The organism is Geodermatophilus pulveris (assembly GCF_900188375.1).
In the GTDB taxonomy this organism is placed as follows: Bacteria; Actinomycetota; Actinomycetes; order Mycobacteriales; family Geodermatophilaceae; genus Geodermatophilus; species Geodermatophilus pulveris.
In genome coordinates this window covers 185,869-205,075 of record NZ_FZOO01000004.1, presented here as the reverse complement: position 1 = coordinate 205,075, position 19,207 = coordinate 185,869, and the positions used below count along the sequence as shown (strand labels likewise).

Below are 19,207 nucleotides of genomic sequence, written 5' to 3'. Positions count from 1 at the left end.
CGTCCCCTCGCGCTGGAGCCCGCCATGACCGACACCGTCACGACCCACCCCGCGTCGACCGATGCCACCGCCACCTTCGACGCCCCCGCGGCATCGGCCGCCTACCGCAGCGCGCTGCAGGTCATCGGGGCCGTCGAGCCCCGGGTGGCCGAGGCGATCGGCGCCGAGCTCGCCGACCAGCGCGCCTCGCTGAAGCTGATCGCCAGCGAGAACTACGCCAGCCCCGCGGTGCTGCTCACCATGGGCAACTGGCTGTCGGACAAGTACGCCGAGGGCACCGTCGGGCACCGCTTCTACGCCGGCTGCCAGAACGTCGACACGGTCGAGGCGCTGGCCGCCGAGCACGCCCGCGAGCTGTTCGGTGCCTCCCACGCCTACGTGCAGCCGCACTCGGGCATCGACGCCAACCTGGTCGCCTTCTGGGCGGTGCTGGCCACCCGGGTGGAGTCCCCGGCCCTGGAGGAGGCCGGCGTCCGGCACGTCAACGAGCTCACCGACGACGACTGGACGGCGCTGCGCCGCCAGCTCGGCGACCAGCGGATGCTCGGCATGTCCCTGGACGCCGGCGGTCACCTGACCCACGGCTTCCGGCCCAACATCAGCGGCAAGATGTTCGAGCAGTCCTCCTACGGCACCGACCCGCGGACGGGGCTGCTCGACTACGACGCCGTCCGCGAGCGGGCGCGGGAGTTCCGGCCGCTGATCCTCATGGCCGGCTACTCCGCCTACCCGCGCCGGGTGGACTTCGCCCGGATGCGGGAGATCGCCGACGAGGTGGGCGCCACGCTCGTCGTGGACATGGCCCACTTCGCCGGCCTGGTCGCCGGGAAGGTGCTCACCGGCGACTTCGACCCGGTGCCGCACGCGCACGTCGTCACCACCACCACGCACAAGTCGCTGCGCGGCCCGCGCGGCGGCATGGTGCTGGCCCAGCCGGAGTACGCCGACGCGGTCGACCGCGGCTGTCCGATGGTGCTCGGCGGCCCGCTGCCGCACGTCATGGCCGCCAAGGCCGTCGCGTTCGCCGAGGCCCGCCAGCCCGCCTTCGCCGGGTACGCCCAGCGCGTCGTCGACAACGCGGTCACCCTCGCCGAGGGCCTGGCCCGCCGCGGCGCGACGCTGGTCACCGGCGGCACCGACAACCACCTGGTGCTGGTCGACGTCTCCGGCTTCGGTCTCACCGGCCGGCAGGCGGAGTCCGCGCTGCTGGACGCCGGGATCGTCACCAACCGCAACGCCGTCCCGGCCGACCCGAACGGCGCCTGGTACACCTCCGGCGTCCGGCTGGGCACGCCCGCGCTGACCACCCGCGGGTTCGGGGCGGCGGAGTTCGACCGCACCGCCGAGCTCATCGTCGACGTCCTGTCGGGCACGTCCCCGACCGCCACCCGCGACGGGTCGCCGTCCAAGGCCCGCTACGCCACCGCCGACGGCCTGGCCGACCGGACCCGCGACGCGGCCGCCGAGATGCTGGACCGTCACCCGCTCTATCCCGGCCTGGAGCTGTAGGAGGGCACCGCGGCGGGCCGCCCGGTGTCGTTGTGACGGGTGCGCCCGTCACACCCCGCCGCCACCCCGCGTGTACGGCCGGCTCGGGACGGTGGCGCTCCTACACTCGGCCGCGTGGACACCGCCGTGACCGACCCCGTGGTCGGCCTCGTCCTCGAGGGGCGCTACCTCCTCGAGGAGCGGCTGGCCCGCGGCGGGATGTCCACGGTCTACGCCGCCACCGACCTGCGGTTGCACCGCACGGTCGCGGTCAAGGTGATGGCCGAGCACCTGATGCACGACCCCACGTTCGTCGACCGGTTCACCCGCGAGGCGCGGGCCGCGGCGATGCTCAGCCACCCCAACGTCGTCTCGGTCAGCGACCAGGGCAGCGACCAGGGCCTGGTGTTCCTCGTCATGGAGCTGGTCCGCGGCCGCACGCTGCGCGACCTGCTGCAGGCCCGCGGCCGGCTCACCGTCGGTGAGGCCTTCGCGGTGCTGGAGCCGGTGCTGTCCGGGCTGACCGCCGCGCACCGCGCCGGCATCGTGCACCGCGACATCAAGCCGGAGAACGTGCTCATCGGCGCCGACGGCGTGGTGAAGGTCGCCGACTTCGGCCTGGCCCGCGCGCTCACCGGCACCGGCCAGACCAGCCACACCGGCGGCGTGCTCATCGGCACGGTGGCCTACCTGTCCCCGGAGCAGCTCGAGCGCGGCAAGGCCGACGCCCGCAGCGACGTCTACGCCGCCGGCGTCGTGCTGTTCGAGATGCTCACCGGGCACCCGCCCTACGGCGGTGACACGCCCCTGGCGGTGGCCTACCAGCACGTGCACCACGACGTGCCCCGGCCGTCCACCGAGGTCCCCGGCCTCCCCTGGGAGGTCGACGAGCTGGTGACCCGCACCACCCGGCGCGACCCCGCCGTCCGCCCGCTGGACGCCGGCGCCTTCCTCGCCGACCTCGATGAGGTCCGCGAGGACCTGCACATCGAGCGGGTCCCGGTGCCCACCGGCCGCGGCGCGGCCAACCCGGCGACCCTGCGCCCGACCAACCGGCCCGGCCAGCCGCGGCACGCCGGCGACCCGCCCCGGCCGCGCACCGAGGTGCTCGCCTCCGGCGGCACCCGGCCCGGCCGCGGGTCGCGCGCCTCGACCCACCCGGGCACCGGCTCCGGACCGGCGCCCGACCCCGCCGGGCGGCGGCCCGCGGCCGCCCGGGCCGGCGTGCCCCTGCACGTCCGCCGGCGCCGCGCCCGGCTGGCCGTCGCCCTCGTGCTGCTCACCGCGGTCACCATCGGGGCGGTCGGCTGGTGGCTGGGCTCCGGGCGCTGGACGACGGTGCCGCAGCTGGCCGGCCGCGAGCAGGCCGCGGCCATCGACCTGCTGCAGGAGGCCGGGCTGCGCCCCGACTGCTGCGAGGAGCAGTTCAGCGAGGACGTCGCCGAGGGCGTGGTCATCTCCGCCGACCCCACCGGCGGCGAGCTCGTCCGCGGCTCCGACGTCCGCCTGGTGGTCTCGCGCGGCCCGGAGCGGTTCGAGGCCGACCCGGCCTGGGTCGGCCAGCCGGTGGAGACCGTCCGCACGGCGCTGAAGGACCTCCCGGTGGAGGCCCGGGAGGTGCAGGACTACGACGACGACGTGCCGGTCGGGCACGTCACCGGCTTCGACCCCGACCCGGGCACCGAGCTCAAGCGGGGCGAGCAGCTGGTGGTCTACGTCAGCCGCGGCCACTCGCCGGTGACGGTGCCCGCGGTCGTCGGGCTGTCCCCGGAGGAGGCCACGGCCAACCTGGGGGACCTGGAGTTCGTGGTGCAGCGCAGCGAGGGCCGCAGCGCCGCCGTCGCCCCCGGCGAGGTCATGGCGGTCGCCCCCGCGGCCGGCCAGCAGGCGCCGTACGGGAGCACCGTCACCATCCAGGTGTCGGCCGGGCTGCCCCAGGTGCAGGTGCCCGACGTCGTCGGCCGCACCCAGCAGGAGGCGGCGGCGCTGCTGCGCCAGGCCGGCCTGGAGGTGCAGGTGAGCCAGTTCTACGGCGACCGCGTGCTCCGGCAGAGCCCGGCGGCCGGGCAGACGGTGGAGGTCGGCACCCGGGTGACGATCCTGGTGACCTTCGGACAGGACTGAGCCGGCCACGCCGCGGACATCGCCCTGCAGCGAGCGCGACGGCACCGCGCAGGCCCCCGCCGCCTGAGCCGGTGACTGCAGCGACGGTGTGCGGGAACGCGCAGTTCTCCGGTCAGGGGCTGCGCGTCAGCGCACGTCGTCGCCGCGCAGCAGGCGCAGCCGGGCGGCGTGCACGGCCAGGACGTCGCGTCGGCACGCGTTGGGTGAGCCGGTCAACCGGCGGTAGCCGAACCGCAGGGTCTGCCACCCGGCGGTCGCCACCAGGGCGTCGCGCCGGATGTCCGACTCCCGTTGGGCCCTGGAGCCGTGGGAGGCTGCACCGTCCATCTCGACGGCGAGCATCGACTCCTCGCACGCAGCGCCGAGGAGGAAGGTCTCCCCACCGACCGTCACCGGGCGCTGCAGGACGGAGGTCGGCATGCCCGGGCCCCGCAGCACGTGCAGGCACCCCCAGATCTCGAGCTCGCTGCGGCAGCCGTCGGCGAGCAGGCCGCCCTGCTCGGCCGGCTCCGCCCGACCGGGCAGCCGGGTGTCCCGCGCGAGCTCGTACCCCAGCTGGCGGGGCGAGCACAGCTGGCGACGGACGGCAGTGATGGCCGCCGCCCTGGCCTGCGGCCGCGGCAGCAGGTCCGGTCTGGCCCGGGTGTCGACCACCGTTCGCTCGACGGCGCTGACCGCCAACCCGTCGACCCGGCGCCGGTCTTCCCAGGCGCTGGTCGCCCGGTGCACCACCACCCCCGGCGAGCCCCGGCCGCTCCCGCTCGGCCCGGTGGTGAGGTGCACCGGCCCGGGCGGGTGCTCGGCCAGCTCCCACAGGGCCAGGGCCGTCGTGTGGCTCGCGACGGCCTCGCGCCCGTGCGAGGTCGCCGCCACCCGGACCCGCCAGTCCCCGGCCGCAGCGGGCAGCGCGAGGACCCCGGGCCCGAGGCGGGTCAGCCGGCCCGTCGCCACCCAGGTGCGGACGGTGCTCCGGCTGACCTCCCGGAGCAGCTCGGACACGGGGATCCAGCCGGGGTCGCCGACGAGTCGTCGCGGATCGTGCGCCACCACCTCAGCCTGGCCGGGAGCAGCCGCCGGGACCGGAGGAGGCGGGACCTGTGGACAGCCGGCGACCCGCCGACCGGCGGGTCAGCGGTCGAGGAGCTCCGCGAGGACGTCGGCGGCCCGCTCGACGTCGGCGCGGTCGACGCCCAGGTTGGTCACCAGCCGCAGCCGGTGCGCGCTGGTCTGGCTGACCAGCACCCCCCGCGCCTTGGCCGCCTCGGCCACGACGGGCGCCGGGACGCCGTCGAGCCGGACGATGTTGGTGTCCACCGTGGCCGGGTCGACGCCGAGCCGCTTGGCCAGCAGCTGGGCGTGCTCGTGGTCCTCGGCCAGCCGGTCGACGTGGTGGTCCAGGGCGTACAAGCAGGCCGCGGCGAGGACCCCCGCCTGGCGCATGCCCCCGCCGAGCCGCTTGCGCCACAGCCGCCCGGCGGCGATCCGCTCGGCCGAGGCGACGACCACCGAGCCGACCGGCGCACCGAGCCCCTTGGACAGGCACACCGAGGCGGTGTCGGCCAGCCGCCCGTAGGTCGCCATGTCGATCCCGGTGGCCACCGAGGCGTTGAACAGCCGGGCACCGTCCAGGTGCACGTTCACCCCGGCCTGCCGCGACCAGTCCCACAGCGCCTGCAGCTGGTCCAGCGGCTGCACCAGCCCCCCACCGCGGTTGTGGGTGTTCTCCACCGCCACGGCCGCGGTGGCGGTGAGGTGCCAGTTGCCGTGCGGGCGCACCTGCTCGATCAGCTGCGCGGCGTCCAGCCGGCCCCCGTCGGAGACCACGGTGCGGGTCGAGATGCCGAAGAGCACCGCCGCGGCACCCATCTCGTAGGTGACGATGTGCGCCTCGGAGTCGCAGAGCACCTCCTGGCCGGGCTCGCAGACCAGCCGCAGGCCGATCTGGTTGCCCATCGTCCCCGAGGGGACGAACAGGCCGGCCTCGTGGCCGAGCGCCTGGGCCATCCGCTCCTCGAGGGCGCGGATCGACGGGTCCTCGCCGTAGACGTCGTCCCCGACCTCGGCGTCGGCCATCGCCCGGCGCATGCCCGGCGTCGGCTTGGTGACGGTGTCGGAGCGGAGGTCGACCAGCGCGTCAGCCACGGAGCATCTCCGCCACGAGGAAGGCCAGCTCCAGCGACTGGCCGGTGTTCAGCCGCGGGTCGCAGGCGGTCTCGTACCGGCTGTTGAGGTCCTCGTCGCTGATCTCCATCGCCCCTCCCAGGCACTCGGTGACGTCCTCGCCGGTCAGCTCGACGTGGATGCCGCCGGGCCAGGTGCCCAGGCCCCGGTGGACGTCGAAGAAGCCGAGCACCTCGTCCACGACCCGGTCGAAGTGGCGGGTCTTGTAGCCGGTGGAGGACTCGTGGGTGTTGCCGTGCATCGGGTCGCACTGCCACACGACCGTGTGCCCGGAGGCGGTGACCTTCTCCACGATGGGCGGCAGGACGTCGCGGACGCGCCCGTTGCCCATCCGGCTGATCATCGTCAGCCGGCCGGGGACGCCGTCGGGGTCCAGGCGCTCGACGAGCTCCACGGCCTGCTCCGGCGTGGTGGACGGGCCGATCTTCACGCCGATGGGGTTGACGATCCGGGACATGAACTCCACGTGCGCGCCGTCGAGCTGGCGGGTGCGGTCGCCGATCCAGACGAAGTGCGCGGAGGCGGCGAACGGCCGCCCGTCGTGCACCCGCAGCAGCGCCCGCTCGTAGTCCAGCACGAGCGCCTCGTGGCTGTTGTACAGCTCGACGCCGTGCAGCGCGCCGTCGTCCACCCCGCAGGCGCGCATGAAGGCCAGCGCCCGGTCGATCTCCCGGGCGATGACCTCGTAGCGCACGCCCGCCGGGGAGCTGGCGACGAAGTCCTTGTTCCAGTCGTGCACCGCGCGCAAGTCGGCCAGCCCGCCCCGGGCGTAGGCGCGGATCATGTTCATCGCGGCGGCGGAGTTGGCGTAGGCGCGCACCAGCCGGTTCGGGTCCGGGATGCGCTTCTCCAGCACCGGCTCCAGCGAGTTGACCATGTCCCCGCGGTAGGACGGCAGGCCGAGGGCGTCGGTCTCCGAGGAGCGGGGCTTGGCGTACTGCCCGGCGACGCGGCCCACCTTGACCACCGGCACGCTGGCGCCGTAGGTGAGCACGACGGCCATCTGCAGCAGCGTGCGCGTGGTGCTCTGCAGGTGCGCGTCGGTGTTGAGGTCGAAGGTCTCCGCGCAGTCGCCGCCCTGCAGCAGGAACGCCCGGCCCTCGGCGACCTCGGCCAGCCGGGTGCGCAGCTCGTCGACCTCGGTGGGCGCCACGATGGGCGGGACCGAGGACAGGGTGGCCAGCACCGTGTCGAGCGCGGCGCGGTCGGGCCACGCCGGCTGCTGGGCGGCGGGCAGCTCCCGCCAGCGGTCCAGGCCGGGCACGGCCTCGGCGGGGTCGGTGAGGCTCACGCCTCCACAGCCTACGGGCCCCGCCCCGGGCGTCGCCCCGAGCCCGGTGACGTCCTGGGACGGCCTCCCTGCAGGGTCCCGCCGCGAGCGTGCGAGTGGCGGGGGGCAGGGAGGTCCTTGTTCAGCCGAAGAAGACCTCCACCTCCGCGTAGCGCTCCACCGGCACCAGCTTCAGCCGCGCGGTGGCCTCGCCCAGCGGCACCCGGACGATGTCGGTGCCGCGCAGCGCGACCATGACGCCGCTCTCTCCGGCGTGCAGCGCGTCGAGCGCGGCCAGCCCGAAGCGGGTGGCCAGCACCCGGTCGAACGGCGACGGCGTGCCGCCCCGCTGCACGTGCCCGAGCACCACCGCGCGGGACTCCCGCCCGGTGCGCGCCTCGATGAGCGAGGCCAGCGCGGTGCCGATGCCGCCGAGCCGGACGTGGCCGAAGGGGTCCCGCTCGCCGGTTGCGGTCACCAGGTCGCCGTCGCGGGGCCGGGCGCCCTCCGAGACCACCACGATCGGCGAGTAGCCGGAGTCGAAGCGGCGCTGGCAGTGCGCGACGACGGCGTCCACGTCGAAGGGCAGCTCGGGGATCAGGACGACGGTGGCGCCGCCGGCCATCCCGGCGTGCAGCGCGATCCAGCCCGCATGCCGGCCCATGACCTCGACGACCAGCGTGCGGTGGTGGCTGTCGCCGGTGGTGTGCAGCCGGTCGATGGCCTCGGTGGCCACGCCCAGCGCGGTGTCGAAGCCGAAGGTGTAGTCGGTGCCGTCCAGGTCGTTGTCGATGGTCTTGGGCACGCCGACGACCCGCACCCCGGCCTCGGCCAGCTTCGCGGCCACGCCGAGGGTGTCCTCGCCGCCGATCGGGACGAGCGCGTCGATGCCGAACCGCTCCAACGTGGCCAACACCCGGTCCGCGCCGCCCTCGACGGCGTAGGGGTTGGTCCGCGACGTCCCCAGCACCGTGCCGCCGCGGGGCAGGATGCCGCGGACGGCGGCCAGGTCCATGGTCACCGCGTCGCCCTCGAGGACCCCGCGCCAGCCGTCCCGGAAGCCGACCACCTCGTCGCCGGAGGGCTGGCTGCCGCGGACGACCGCGCGGATGACCGCGTTGAGCCCCGGGCAGTCGCCGCCGCCGGTCAGGATGCCGATGCGCATGGGTGCCGTCCTCCGGGAGGGCCGGGCGCCGCCGTCATCGGCGGGAGCGTGCCGTCGCAGGTCAGAGCCGTGATCATAGGGCGCGGGTGACCCCTGCCACAGCGCCCCGCGGCGGCCTCCTCCGTCCGTGGGGGGTGGGACATCAGGACCAACGTGGTGGCGCTCGCGACGGCGTGCGTCGCAGCCACCGGGGTGGCCGTCGGGGGCGTCAGCGCCTGGCAGAGCGGCGGCTTCGCCGCCGGCGTCCACGACGTCGTGTCCACCCAGGGCGCCTCCACCGCGGCCGAGGTCGACTCCGACCTCGCCGTCGCCCAGCACGTGCTCGGCCGGGCCGGCGGCTCCCGGCTCGACGCCGGCCGCTCCTCGATGCTCACCGGCGTCGTCGTCGCCGTCCTGCTCGTGGCCCTCGCCGGCGGCGGCATCGCCTGGCTGGTCGGCCGCCGGCTGACCGCCCCGCTGGAGCGGCTGCGCGCCCGCATGGCCGAGATCACCGACGGCGAGGGCGACCTGACCCAGCGGATGGACGAGTCCGGGCGCGACGAGGTCACCGACCTGTCGCGGGCGTTCAACCGCTTCGTGGACGAGGTGTCCGGCACCGTCCGCGACGTCGGCACGTGCGCCCGCACCCCGGCCGCCTCCGCCGGCGCCGTGGCCACGGTGGCCGACGGCCTGGGCGACCGGGCCGCCCGCAGCCGCGACCAGGCGCGCGCCGCGGAGCTGGCCGCCGGCGAGATCAGCGCGGGCGTCACGTCCGCGGCGGCCGGTGCCGAGCAGATGGGCGCGTCGATCGCGGAGATCGCGCGCAGCGCCAACGAGGCCGCCCGGGTGGGCCGCAGCGCCGCCGACCTCGCCCGCCAGACCGAGGCCACGGTGGCCACGCTGGGCGCCAGCTCGGCGGAGATCGGCGCCGTCGTCAAGGTCATCGCCGCGGTCGCCGAGCGGACCGACCTGCTGGCGATCAACGCGACCATCGAGGCCGCGCGGGCCGGCGAGGCCGGCAAGGGCTTCGCCGTCGCCAACGAGGTCGAGGAGCTGGCCCAGCAGGCCTCCCCGCGCCAGCGAGGAGATCGCCCGGCGGGTGACCGGCATCCAGGGCGACACCACGGCGGCCGTGGCTCCATCGGCCGGATCGCCGAGGTGGTGCGCGACATGAACGACCACCGGACCACGATCGCCAGCGCGGTCGAGGAGCAGACGGCCGTCACCGCCGAGCTCAGCCGCAGCGTCGGGGCCGCCGCCGACGGCGCCACGTCGTTCACCGGCACGCTGACGTCGGTCAGCGAGGACGCCGAGCGCAGCGCGCAGGACGTCGACAGCGCCCGCACCGCGGCCCGCGAGCTGGACCGGCTGTCCGCCGAGCTGACCCGCCTGCTGGGGGTCTCCACCGTGTGAGCCGTGCGCGACGTCCCGGGGAGCCGGGCCCGCCGCCACCCGCTCAGCCGGTCACGTGCCCGCGGACGTGCCGGTCGGGACGGTCGTCCCCGGAGCGCAGCCAGGCCTCGACCCCGGCCGGGTCCCGGCCGGCGAGCTCGTCGATCAGCACGGCGCGCAGGCGGGCGACCCGCGCCAGGTCCCGCGCGGTCGGCCGGCCGCGGAGCACCTCGCCGGTCGACCGCCAGGCGTCGAGGAGACGGCCGGTCGGCAGCGCCGACGCCTGCTCGAGGACCCGTCCCAGGTCGTCGCCCGGCCGGCAGACCCGGTCGGCGACGACGAACGGCGCCAGGGCGAGCACGACGACCGTGAGCCCCAGGCCGGTCGCGCCCAGGAGACCGAGCCCAGCGGTGAACGGGACGAGCAGGACCGCACCCGCGCCGGCGCCGGCCGCCGCCCGACGGGTCCCGGGCACATCGGGCTCGGGGTGGGCCACGGTGAGCACCACGGCGGCGACGAAGAGGCCCAGCACCGGGCCGGTGAGCAGGACCACCCACGCGGGCGTCACCAGCGCGCCGAGCAGCGCGACGGGCAGGACGTAGGCGGGGATGACCACCGCTCCGGCCCCGCCCAGCACCCGGCACCACCGCGGGACCGGGTCGGACAGGGCCGGCGGCGGTCCGGTGGGGTCCGGCGTCCGCGGGCCGGGGTCGTCGAGCAGCACGGTTCCTCCCCTCAGCCGGCCGGTCCCGGTCGACCGCCGGCGACCGGCCGGGCCGCTGCCCCGCGGCCGGGCGCAGCGGCCCGCGGGCCGGGCACCGGCCCGCTGACCACGGGTGCCCCCAGGGCGGTGAGCAGGTGGCGCACCGGCGCGGAGGCCGCGACGACCACCACGCCGGAGTGCCGGACCGGTGCGACGCCGTGCGCGTCGACGGAGAACACACCACCCAGGTCCACCGCCACGGGCGAGCCGGCCGTCGCGGCCACGTACTCGACGAGGGCTGCCAGCAGCGGTCCCCCGCGGGCGCCCAGGTCGCCGGTCACCGCCACGACCGGCTGCGGCCGGCCGGGACGGACCTCCACCCGCAGCGCCGTCACCGGACCCGTCGCAGCCGCGGGCCCGCTGCGCCGCCGGCGGTCGGTGCGCGGCGCCGGACGCCGGGCCGGCCCGCACGCCGGATCGGGGTGAGCGGCCATGGTCCCATCGTGCGTCACCCCACGGCGCCCCGGTCAGGTGCGGACGAGGACGTCTCGGGCCGTCCCTGTCTGCCGGGACCCGGCAGGGGCGTCACATGACCGGCAGCGGACGCCCGGGCCAGTCCAGCAACCGCGCGCCGGTCACCGCGACCAGCAACGGCAGTTCCGCGGCCGGGTCCCCGGGCCGGTGGCCGGTGAGCTCGTGCAGCCTGGCCAGCCGGTAGGTCACCGCCCGGACGCTGAGGTGCAGCCGGCGCGCGGTCTCGGCGGAGTTCCGGCCGGAGGCGAAGTAGCACTCCAGCGTCCGCAGCAGCGGCTCGGCGCCCCCACGGGCTGTGGTGAGCGGGCCGAGCACGGTGCCCACGAGGTCGGCGATCGCCTCCTCGTCGCGCAGCAGGACCCGGTAGACGAGCATGTCCGGCGCGTGCACGACCCGCTGCGGCAGGTCCAGCTGCGCGGCGACCGTCAGCGCGTCCACCGCCTCCCGGTAGGAGCGCAGGACCCCCCGGGGGCCGGTGTGCGGGCGGCCGACCCCGGCGCGCCACGCCGTCCGCCGGGTGAGCCGGGCCGCGGCCGGCCCGGCCACGGCCGCCAGGACCTCCCCCTCCGCGCCCGCCCCGGCACCCGGGGGGCGGCCCGGAGCCGACGACAGCACCAGGACCAGCCGCCCGTCCCGGACGGCCACCAGCAACCCCCTCGGGCCCAGGCGCGTGCGGACGTCGTCCTCGATGCACCCGGTCGTCGGCATGCCGGAGTCGACCGGCCGGTCGGTCACCGCCACGACCACCGTGTGGGCCGCGGCGAGGGACAACCCGAACCGCTCGGCCCGCTCCACCAGCGGCCCGACCTCGGACCGCCCGGTGAGCAGGTCCTCGACGAACTCCCGGCGGAACGCCTCCTCGCGCCGGACCACCTGCCGCTGCGCGTCGACGTGCCCCTCGGCCAGCGCCGCGACGGCCGTGTCGGCGGCCCGCCAGACGGCCTCGCCGACGGCGACCAGGTCGGCCGTCCGCCCTCCCCCACCCGTCGTGATCAGCTCCGGCAGGCACGGCCACAGCAGCCTCGAGGCGGTCATGTACAGGTCGACCAACCGGGGCAGCGCCACCCCGCCGGCCGCCGCCTCCCCGCCCAGCCGGCGGCAGGCGGCCTCCTCCGCGTCCCGGAGCCGGCGGCCGGTCCGTGCCACCGCGACCAGCGCGTCGAGGTACCCGTCGAGGAGCCCGGCAGGCAGGCCGTGCTCGCGCGCGGCCACCGTGGCGAGCTCCGCGGTGACCGCGGGGGCGGGACGCGACGCCGGGTCCACCCGGAGGACTGTCCCGGGCCCCCGCTGCGGGAGCCAGGGGGTCCGGCGTCCGTCACCGGATCGCAACGGTCAGCCGGTGCCCTCCATGGCCCGCCAGCGGGCCAGGTTGTACCGGGCGTCGACCAGCGCGTCGTGGGTGCCGCTGGGCCGCGGCGGCAGCGGCGGCCGGCCGAGGTCGTCCCAGCGCTGGCGCAGCTCGCGGGTGAACCGCGGGATCGGCCGGGGCAGCGCCGGCATCGCCCCCCACAGCTGGCACAGCGCGACGTGGTCGTAGGCGGCGAACCAGGCCCACAGCTCGACCTCCTCGCCCGGGCCGGTGAGGAAGGCGAGCAGGTCGTCGCGGATGCGCTGGCGGCTGCGCCACGCCCGGTCCGCCGGCGGGGGCAGCTGGTCGAGCACGTTGCGCCGCACCCAGGGGATGGCGCGGCTCTCGTCGAACTCGGTGCTGACGGCGTAGAACTCCCGGCCGGCCTCGTCCACGACGCCGATGGAGACGAGGTCGATGGTGGTGCCGTCCTCGATGAACTCGGTGTCGTAGAAGAAGCGCCGCACGCCGCCCACCGTAAGTGGCCCCCTCGCAGGGGCCCGCCGCGAGCCGGCGAGCGGTGGGAGGCGAGGGGGCCCGTCAGCCGGCGAGCGACTCCGGGGCGCGGTCGGCGGCCTCGTCGGCGGGCGGCTGCAGCCGGCTGACCACCTCCGAGGCGCTGGCCCCGGTGGCGTCCATGGACGTCTTGACCCGGGCGCCGTACACGTCGACGTACTCCTGGCCGGACAGCGTCATGATCTCGTACATGATCTCGTCGGTGACCGAGCGCTCGACGAAGCGGTCGCCGGCCAGCCCCTCGTAGCGGGAGAAGTCCAGCGGCTCGCCGATCCGGATGCCCACCGCCGGCAGGTTCCAGCCCAGCACGGGCAGCCGGCGCGGCCGGTAGGTCATCGCCACCGGCAGCACCGGCACCCCGGTCTCCAGCGTCATCCGGGCCACGCCGGTCTTGCCGCGGTAGAGCCGCCCGTCCGGGGAGCGGGTGCCCTCGGGGTAGATGCCCAGCAGCCGGCCGGCGCGCAGCAGGCGCAGCCCGGTGAGGATCGCGTCCTCCGCGGCCGAGGCACTGGACCGGTCGATGGGCACCTGGCCGGCGCCGGTGAAGAAGGCCCGCTGCAGCGTGCCCTTGAGCCCGGTGCCGGTGAAGTACTCGGCCTTGGCGAGGAAGGTGACCCGGCGGCGCACGATCAGCGGCATGAAGACCCAGTCCGCCGCGGACAGGTGGTTGCTCGCCAGGATCGCCGCCCCGGTGCGCGGCACGTTGTGCACGCCCTCCGCCCGCGGCCGGTACACCAGCTTCAGGACCGGGCCGAGCGCCACGAACTTGAGGAACCAGTAGAACAACACGCCTCCTCGGGAGGCTGCCAGACTAGGGAGCCCGGAGGCCGGAGGACAATTCCACCCCGCGAGGGTCCGGATCCGGCCGGCTCCCACGGGCCCCGAGGAGGACACGTGTCCCTGCCCGACCCGACGCCCGGCGGCGTGCCGGCCGTCCCGCCCGGCCGGGGGCGCGCGTGAGCGGCCGCGGCCGGGGCCGCCGGGACAACGGCCTGGACGCCGCCCTGTGGACGCCGCTGCGCGACGTCGACCCGCGGGTCGGCGAGCACCTGCTCGACGTCCTGCGGGAGGCCGGCGTGGCCGCCTACCTGGAGCCCTCCGCCGACGTGGAGCCCTACACCCGCACCGTCTCGCTGCCCAGCCCGCCGTCGGACCGGCTGTTCGTCGACCGCGCCCGCACCGGGGAGGCGCGGGCGCTGGTCGACCAGCACGCCGACGACCACGCGCAGGAGCGGGCCCGCACCCGCCGGCCGGTGCGCCGCGACGTCGACGAGGACGCCGAGTGGGCGCGGATCGTCGCCGCGTTCGAGGCCGAGCACGGGCGCACCGCCGTCGACGGGGACCCCGCCGTCCTCCCGCCGCCGGCGCCGGCCGAGCCGTCGGTGCTCGACCGCCCGGAGGAGCACTACGAGCCGCCGCCCGCCCCGCCGGTGCCCGCACCGGCGCCGGCGTCGCTGTACGCGGTGCTGCTGATCGCCGCGGGCGCGGTCCTGGTGGCCGCGCCGCAGGTGCTCGGCCTGTCCGCCGACCTCGGCCTGGTGCTCGGCGTGGCGGGGGTCGCCGGCGGGGTCGGGGTGCTCCTGTCCCGGATGCGCGAGCGCACCACCGACGACGGCGACGACGGCGCGGTGGTCTAGAGCACGCCGTCGACGACGGCGCGGCGGACGAGGTCGGCGGCGCCGACCAGCCCGGCCTGCGCGCCCAGCCGGGCGGCCACCACCCGCGGCCCCGGCCGGAAGCCGCGGCCGGGCAGGGCCCGCTCCAGCCGCTCGCGCGCCGGGCCGAGCACCATCTCGCCGAGCACGCTGACCCCGCCGCCGATGACGACGACCTCCGGGTCGAGGACGGCGGCCAGGTCGGCGATCCCCTGCCCCAGCCAGGACCCGACCTCCGCCAGCAGCTCCAGGGCCAGCGGGTCGCCGTCGGAGGCGGCGGTGGCCACGTGCTCGCCGGTGAGCCGGTCGGGGTCGCCGTCCACCCGCTCGAGCAGCAGCGCGGCAGCGGCCGGCGAGCTGCGGGCCACCTCCCGCGCGGTCTGGCCGAGGGCGGTGCCGCTGGCGTACTGCTCCCAGCAGCCGCGGTTGCCGCAGGCGCACAGCCGCCCGTCGGGGACCACGCGCATGTGCCCCCACTCCCCGGCGACGCCGTGCGACCCGCGCTGCAGCCGGCCGTCCATGACGATCCCGCCGCCGATGCCGGTGCCCAGGGTGACCATCAGCGCGAGGTCGGCCCCGCGGGCGGCGCCGTAGCGGTACTCCGCCCAGGCGGCGGCGTCGGCGTCGTTGCCCACCCACATCGGCCGCTGCAGCCGGCTCTCCAGGTCCTTGCGCAGCGCGAAGTGCCGCCAGGCCAGGTGCGGGCTGAACAGCACCGTGTCGCCGGTGCGGTCGAACCAGCCGGCCGCGCCCACCCCGACGCCGACCAGCGGGCCGTCGTGCCCGCGGGCGAGCACGTCGACCACCGCGGCGATGGCGTCCTCAGTCTCGGTCACCGAGGAGCCGGGGGTCGCCCGGCGCGCGGTCGCCAGCACCGTGCCGTCCGGGGCGACGACGCCGCCGGCCACCTTGGTGCCGCCGATGTCGATGCCCAGGGCGGGCAGGCCGGCGGCGGGGTGGGCGGGGTCCCGGGAGCCGGCCACTCAGGCGATCTCGATGTGCTGGACCGGCGGCCGCGGCTGCTCGGCCGGGCGGTCGTCCGGGGCGGGCGCGGGTTCCGCCACGCTGCGCAGCGCGGCCGCCGCGGCGGTGAGGACGTCGGCCAGCGCATCGGTCACCTCGGGCCGCTCGCCGCGCACCACGGCCGCGACCTGGCACACCGGGCACCAGCGGCAGTCCGCGTCGTGGGCACCGGCGGCCTCCTCCCGCAGCGCCTGGCCGAGCGTCCGGCCCAGCCCGGTCACCAACAGGCGGGCCTGGTCCACCCAGTCCGGTGCGTCGGTCATGGTCTGCTCCCCTCGGCGGCCAGCAGGTCGGCCGGCCACTGCTGCGGATCGGGTGTGAAGGTGACCTCCAGGCGCGCCCGGCGGGTGCCGGCGTCGGCCAGGGTGCCGCGGGTGACCACGCAGCGGCGCAGCAGGGAGTCCAGCGGCAGCGAGCGGCGCGCGCCGGCCACGGTGACGACCAGGTCGTCCTGCCAGCGGGTCAGGTCCAGGCCGGCCCGCTCGGCGAAGGGCAGGGGCAGCACCAGCCGGCGCACCCCGTCGCCGCGGTGCACCGACGGCGCCAGGGCGGCCACCGGCGCGGCGCCGTCCCCGTCCGGCAGGAGGGCGGCCAGCTCGGCGGCACCGGCCGGCTCGGTGGCGGCCTCCCCGACCCGCTGCAGCGGGGCGAGCTCGGCGAGCGCGGCCAGCGCGCGGTCCTGCTCGGCGGCGCGCCGCGCCCACCACTCCCCCGCGCCGCCGGGCAGCACCCGCGCGAGGACGGCGGCCGGCTGCTGGCCGTGCAGCGCCAGCGCGGTCACCGCCCGCCGCAGCGCCGGGACGGCGGAGGCGCGCGGCTCGGCCACCAGCCGCACCTCGACGGCGGCGGGGTCGTCCAGGGCGAGCCGGCCCAGCGCGGCCTCCAGGGCGGGCAGGGCGTCCAGGACGGTGTCGACCGGGCCGGGCACCGCCGTGCCGGAGCGCACCGCGGCGGTGCGGACCGCGGCCAGCACCCGCAGCCGGGTGGGCAGCGCCTGGTCCAGCCACCAGCGCAGCGTGCCGGGCAGGCCGACCAGCGCGACGCCGTCCTCCAGCGGGCCGGCGTCGACGACCACCGTGTCGGCCTCGTCGCCGGCGGCGGCGCGGGCCAGCCGGGCGAGCAGGGCCAGCGGGGCGACGCCGGGCAGCGGCACGACCGACGACGGCGGGGGCGGCGTCAGGCCGGGGACGGCGGCGAGCGCGTCACCGGCGGACGCCCACAGCGACTCGGCCGCGGCCAGCGGCGGGACGGCGTCGACGGCGAGCCCGGGGACGCCGTCCGGACCGCCCGGCGCGCGACCCGGGCGCTGCAGCAGCAGCGTGCGGGCGCCGCGGGCCGCGGCGCGGACGGCCGTGGCCGCGGCGAGGGTCGAGGTACCGGCCCCGCCGGGGCCGGTCAGCAGCAGCGTGCGCACCGGCCGGCTAGCTCTCCACGCGCTTCTTCAGCTCCTTGAGCGCCGTGTCGAGGATGACCTTCTCCGCCTTCCGCTTGACCATCCCGAGCATCGGGATGCTCAGGTCGATGGCGATCGCGTAGGTGACCTCGGTGGTGCCCTGGGCGGTCCCGGCGAGGGTGTAGGAGCCCTCCTGGCGTTTCTGCATCTGGCCCTGCACCAGGTGCCAGGACACCCGCCGGTCGCCGTCCCACGTGTACTCCAGGACGTAGTCGTCCTTCACCCCGCCCGCGTCGATGACGAAGTGGACGCGGCGGGCCCGGCCGTCCGGCCCGCTGTCCAGCACGTCCACCCGCTTGGCCGCGGCGACCCACTCCGGGTAGGAGGAGAAGTCCGCGATGACCGCCATGACGTCGGCCGGCGGGGCCGCGACCGTGATCGACTGGGTGGACTGGTCGGCCATGCGGAGCAGGCTAGCCGCTGCCCCCACACGGGCGGGTGGCGACGGCGAGCGTCCCTACTCTTGGGTACCGGGCAGTGGTTTGATCCCCGGGAGACGGCCCCGGGACCGGGCGCCGGGCAACGGTGCCCGGTGCGAGGCGGGCAGGAGAGGACCAGGCGTGCGCGAGTTCAGCGTCCCCGCGACCACCGAGGTGGGCTCCGACGAGGCCCTCCCCGACATGCTGGTCGAGAACGTCACCCGGCACGGCGGGGAGACCGGCCTGCGCCGCCGGGTGGACGGCCGCTGGGTCGACGTGACCTGGCGGGAGTTCGGCGAGGAGGTCCGCGGCGTCGCCAAGGGGCTCATCGCCTCCGGTGTCGCGGCCGGCGACCGCGTCGTGCTGCAGGCGCGCACCCGGTACGAGTGGACCGTCCTGGACTTCGCCATCTGGACCGCCGGCGGCGTCGTCGTCCCCGTCTACGAGACCTCCAGCGCCGACCAGGTCGCCTGGATCCTGTCCGACTCCGGCGCCACCGTGGCCGTCGTGGAGCGCGACGAGCACGCCGCGACCGTGGCCTCCGTCCGCGACCACGCCCCCGACCTCGCGGCCGTCTTCGTCATCGAGGACGACGCCGTCGGCACGCTCACCGTCGCGGGGCAGTCCGTGCCGGACAGCGAGCTCGACGCCCGCCGGGCCACGCTGACGGCCGACAGCGCGGCCACGCTGATCTACACCAGCGGGACGACCGGCCGGCCGAAGGGCTGCGAGCTCACGCACCGCAACTTCCTGTTCGAGGTCGGCAACGGCATGAGCCTGCTCAGCCGGTTCATGGACCCCGACGGGTCGCTGCTGCTGTTCATCCCGCTGGCGCACGTGCTGGCGCGGGTCATGCAGGTCGGCGCCGTCAGGACGCGCACCGTCATCGGCCACACCCCGGACGTGAAGAACCTGGTCGAGGAGCTCGGCGAGTTCCGGCCCACCTTCGTGCTGGCCGTGCCGCGGGTGTTCGAGAAGGTCTTCAACGGCGCCAAGGCCAAGGCCGACGCCGACGGCAAGGGCCGCGTCTTCGACCGCGCGGCGCAGGTGGCCATCGACTGGTCCCGCGCGCAGGACACCGGCGGCCCGGGCCTGGCGCTGCGCGTCCAGCACGCGCTGTTCGACCGGCTGGTCTACGGCAAACTGCGCGCCGCGCTCGGCGGCCGCTGCCAGGGCGCCATCTCCGGCGGTGCCGCGCTGGGCGAGCGGCTCGGCCACTTCTTCCGCGGCATCGGCGTCACCGTCTTCGAGGGCTACGGCCTGACCGAGACCACCGCCGCCGCCTCGGTCAACCACGACGGCGCGCTGCGCGTCGGCACCGTCGGCCGGCCCCTGCCCGGCGTCTCCTTCGCCGTCGCCGACGACGGCGAGCTCCTCATCCGCGGCGGCATCGTGATGCGCGGGTACTGGCACAACGAGGCGGCCACGGCGGAGGCGATCGACGCCGACGGCTGGTTCCACAGCGGCGACCTCGGCGAGATCGACGCCGACGGTTTCGTCCGGATCACCGGCCGCAAGAAGGAGATCCTGGTGACCGCGGGCGGCAAGAACGTCGCCCCCTCCGTGCTCGAGGACCGGCTGCGCGCCCACCGTCTGGTCAGCCAGTGCATCGTCGTCGGCGACCAGCGGCCCTTCATCGGCGCCCTGGTCACCCTGGACGAGGAGGCCCTCCCGCTCTGGCTGAAGAGCAAGGGCAAGGACGCCGGCCTGACGGCCGCCCAGCTGGCCGACGACCCCGACGTGCGCGCCGAGCTCGACGCCGCGGTCGCCGAGGCCAACCGGGCGGTGTCGCAGGCGGAGTCGATCAAGCGCTACCGCGTGCTGGGCGCCGACTTCACCGAGGGCAACGGCATGCTGACGCCGAGCCTGAAGCTCAAGCGGGCCGTGGTGCTCAAGGAGTTCGACACCGAGGTCGAGGCGCTCTACCAGCGCGACCCGGCCGCCTCGCACTGAGCGG

18 protein-coding genes are annotated in these 19,207 nt (G+C 76.5%); 5 read left to right on the top strand and 13 right to left on the bottom strand.

The window, feature by feature from the left end; genetic code table 11:
- Positions 1-24 precede the first annotated feature (24 nt).
- Positions 25-1,509, top strand: a complete 1,485-nt coding sequence (locus CHB98_RS10170) for a glycine hydroxymethyltransferase (RefSeq protein WP_089305480.1) — start codon at positions 25-27, stop codon at positions 1,507-1,509.
- A gap of 114 nt (positions 1,510-1,623) precedes the next feature.
- Positions 1,624-3,612, top strand: coding sequence for a Stk1 family PASTA domain-containing Ser/Thr kinase (gene pknB, locus CHB98_RS10165; protein ID WP_179224389.1), 1,989 nt, complete (start codon positions 1,624-1,626; stop codon positions 3,610-3,612).
- Positions 3,613-3,738: 126 nt separating this feature from the next.
- Here pknB and CHB98_RS10160 read toward each other — a convergent pair whose 3' ends face one another.
- From CHB98_RS10160 to CHB98_RS10145, 4 genes are all read right to left on the bottom strand, one after another.
- Positions 3,739-4,611 carry a DUF559 domain-containing protein gene (locus CHB98_RS10160; RefSeq protein ID WP_245821055.1) on the bottom strand — a complete coding sequence of 291 codons (873 nt, stop codon included), beginning with the start codon at positions 4,609-4,611 and terminating at the stop codon, positions 3,739-3,741.
- Positions 4,612-4,740: 129 nt separating this feature from the next.
- Positions 4,741-5,754, bottom strand: coding sequence for a threonine aldolase family protein (locus CHB98_RS10155; RefSeq protein WP_218822320.1), 1,014 nt, complete (start codon positions 5,752-5,754; stop codon positions 4,741-4,743).
- On the bottom strand, positions 5,747-7,084 hold the full coding sequence (locus CHB98_RS10150; protein ID WP_089305478.1) for a class II 3-deoxy-7-phosphoheptulonate synthase: 1,338 nt from the start codon (positions 7,082-7,084) through the stop codon (positions 5,747-5,749). The genes CHB98_RS10155 and CHB98_RS10150 overlap by 8 nt, the downstream gene beginning before the upstream one ends.
- A 121-nt stretch (positions 7,085-7,205) precedes the next feature.
- On the bottom strand, positions 7,206-8,228 hold the full coding sequence (locus tag CHB98_RS10145) for an ATP-dependent 6-phosphofructokinase (RefSeq protein WP_089305477.1): 1,023 nt from the start codon (positions 8,226-8,228) through the stop codon (positions 7,206-7,208).
- A 156-nt stretch (positions 8,229-8,384) separates the two neighbouring features.
- Here CHB98_RS10145 and CHB98_RS10140 point away from each other — a divergent pair, with 156 nt between their 5' ends.
- On the top strand, positions 8,385-9,620 hold the full coding sequence (locus tag CHB98_RS10140; RefSeq protein ID WP_245821054.1) for a methyl-accepting chemotaxis protein: 1,236 nt from the start codon (positions 8,385-8,387) through the stop codon (positions 9,618-9,620).
- A 43-nt stretch (positions 9,621-9,663) separates the two neighbouring features.
- On the opposite strand, the gene CHB98_RS10135 is transcribed toward CHB98_RS10140, so the two are convergent.
- From CHB98_RS10135 to CHB98_RS10115, 5 genes are all read right to left on the bottom strand, one after another.
- Positions 9,664-10,323 carry a hypothetical protein gene (locus tag CHB98_RS10135; protein WP_089305476.1) on the bottom strand — a complete coding sequence of 220 codons (660 nt, stop codon included), beginning with the start codon at positions 10,321-10,323 and terminating at the stop codon, positions 9,664-9,666.
- Positions 10,324-10,334: 11 nt separating this feature from the next.
- Entirely contained in the window at positions 10,335-10,796 is a 462-nt protein-coding gene (locus CHB98_RS10130; RefSeq protein WP_143425051.1) for a hypothetical protein, read from the bottom strand.
- 91 nt (positions 10,797-10,887) lie between these two features.
- On the bottom strand, positions 10,888-12,099 hold the full coding sequence (locus tag CHB98_RS10125) for a PucR family transcriptional regulator (protein WP_218822319.1): 1,212 nt from the start codon (positions 12,097-12,099) through the stop codon (positions 10,888-10,890).
- Between the two features lie 69 nt (positions 12,100-12,168).
- Entirely contained in the window at positions 12,169-12,651 is a 483-nt protein-coding gene (locus tag CHB98_RS10120) for a polyadenylate-specific 3'-exoribonuclease AS (RefSeq protein WP_089305474.1), read from the bottom strand.
- A gap of 73 nt (positions 12,652-12,724) precedes the next feature.
- Positions 12,725-13,489: a lysophospholipid acyltransferase family protein gene (locus tag CHB98_RS10115; protein WP_245821053.1), complete on the bottom strand. Its 765-nt coding sequence runs from the start codon at positions 13,487-13,489 to the stop codon at positions 12,725-12,727.
- A 167-nt stretch (positions 13,490-13,656) separates the two neighbouring features.
- Here CHB98_RS10115 and CHB98_RS10110 point away from each other — a divergent pair, with 167 nt between their 5' ends.
- Positions 13,657-14,337 carry a hypothetical protein gene (locus tag CHB98_RS10110; protein ID WP_089305473.1) on the top strand — a complete coding sequence of 227 codons (681 nt, stop codon included), beginning with the start codon at positions 13,657-13,659 and terminating at the stop codon, positions 14,335-14,337.
- On the opposite strand, the gene CHB98_RS10105 is transcribed toward CHB98_RS10110, so the two are convergent.
- Genes CHB98_RS10105 through CHB98_RS10090 form a run of 4 tightly spaced genes read right to left on the bottom strand, consistent with a single transcriptional unit; the run spans position 14,334 to position 17,234 of the window.
- A complete protein-coding gene (locus CHB98_RS10105; protein ID WP_089305472.1) occupies positions 14,334-15,338 on the bottom strand; it encodes an ROK family glucokinase in 1,005 nt (334 codons plus the stop codon). The genes CHB98_RS10110 and CHB98_RS10105 overlap by 4 nt on opposite strands.
- Positions 15,339-15,641, bottom strand: a complete 303-nt coding sequence (locus CHB98_RS10100) for a hypothetical protein (protein WP_089305471.1) — start codon at positions 15,639-15,641, stop codon at positions 15,339-15,341. It abuts the gene before it with no gap.
- Positions 15,638-16,792: an ArsA family ATPase gene (locus CHB98_RS10095; protein WP_089305470.1), complete on the bottom strand. Its 1,155-nt coding sequence runs from the start codon at positions 16,790-16,792 to the stop codon at positions 15,638-15,640. The genes CHB98_RS10100 and CHB98_RS10095 overlap by 4 nt, the downstream gene beginning before the upstream one ends.
- A gap of 7 nt (positions 16,793-16,799) precedes the next feature.
- Positions 16,800-17,234 (bottom strand): SRPBCC family protein, encoded by a 435-nt coding sequence (locus tag CHB98_RS10090; protein WP_089305469.1) that lies wholly within the window; start codon positions 17,232-17,234, stop codon positions 16,800-16,802.
- Positions 17,235-17,391: 157 nt separating this feature from the next.
- Between CHB98_RS10090 and CHB98_RS10085 the strand changes: the two genes are divergently transcribed.
- Entirely contained in the window at positions 17,392-19,203 is a 1,812-nt protein-coding gene (locus tag CHB98_RS10085; protein WP_089305468.1) for an AMP-dependent synthetase/ligase, read from the top strand.
- Positions 19,204-19,207 lie beyond the last annotated feature (4 nt).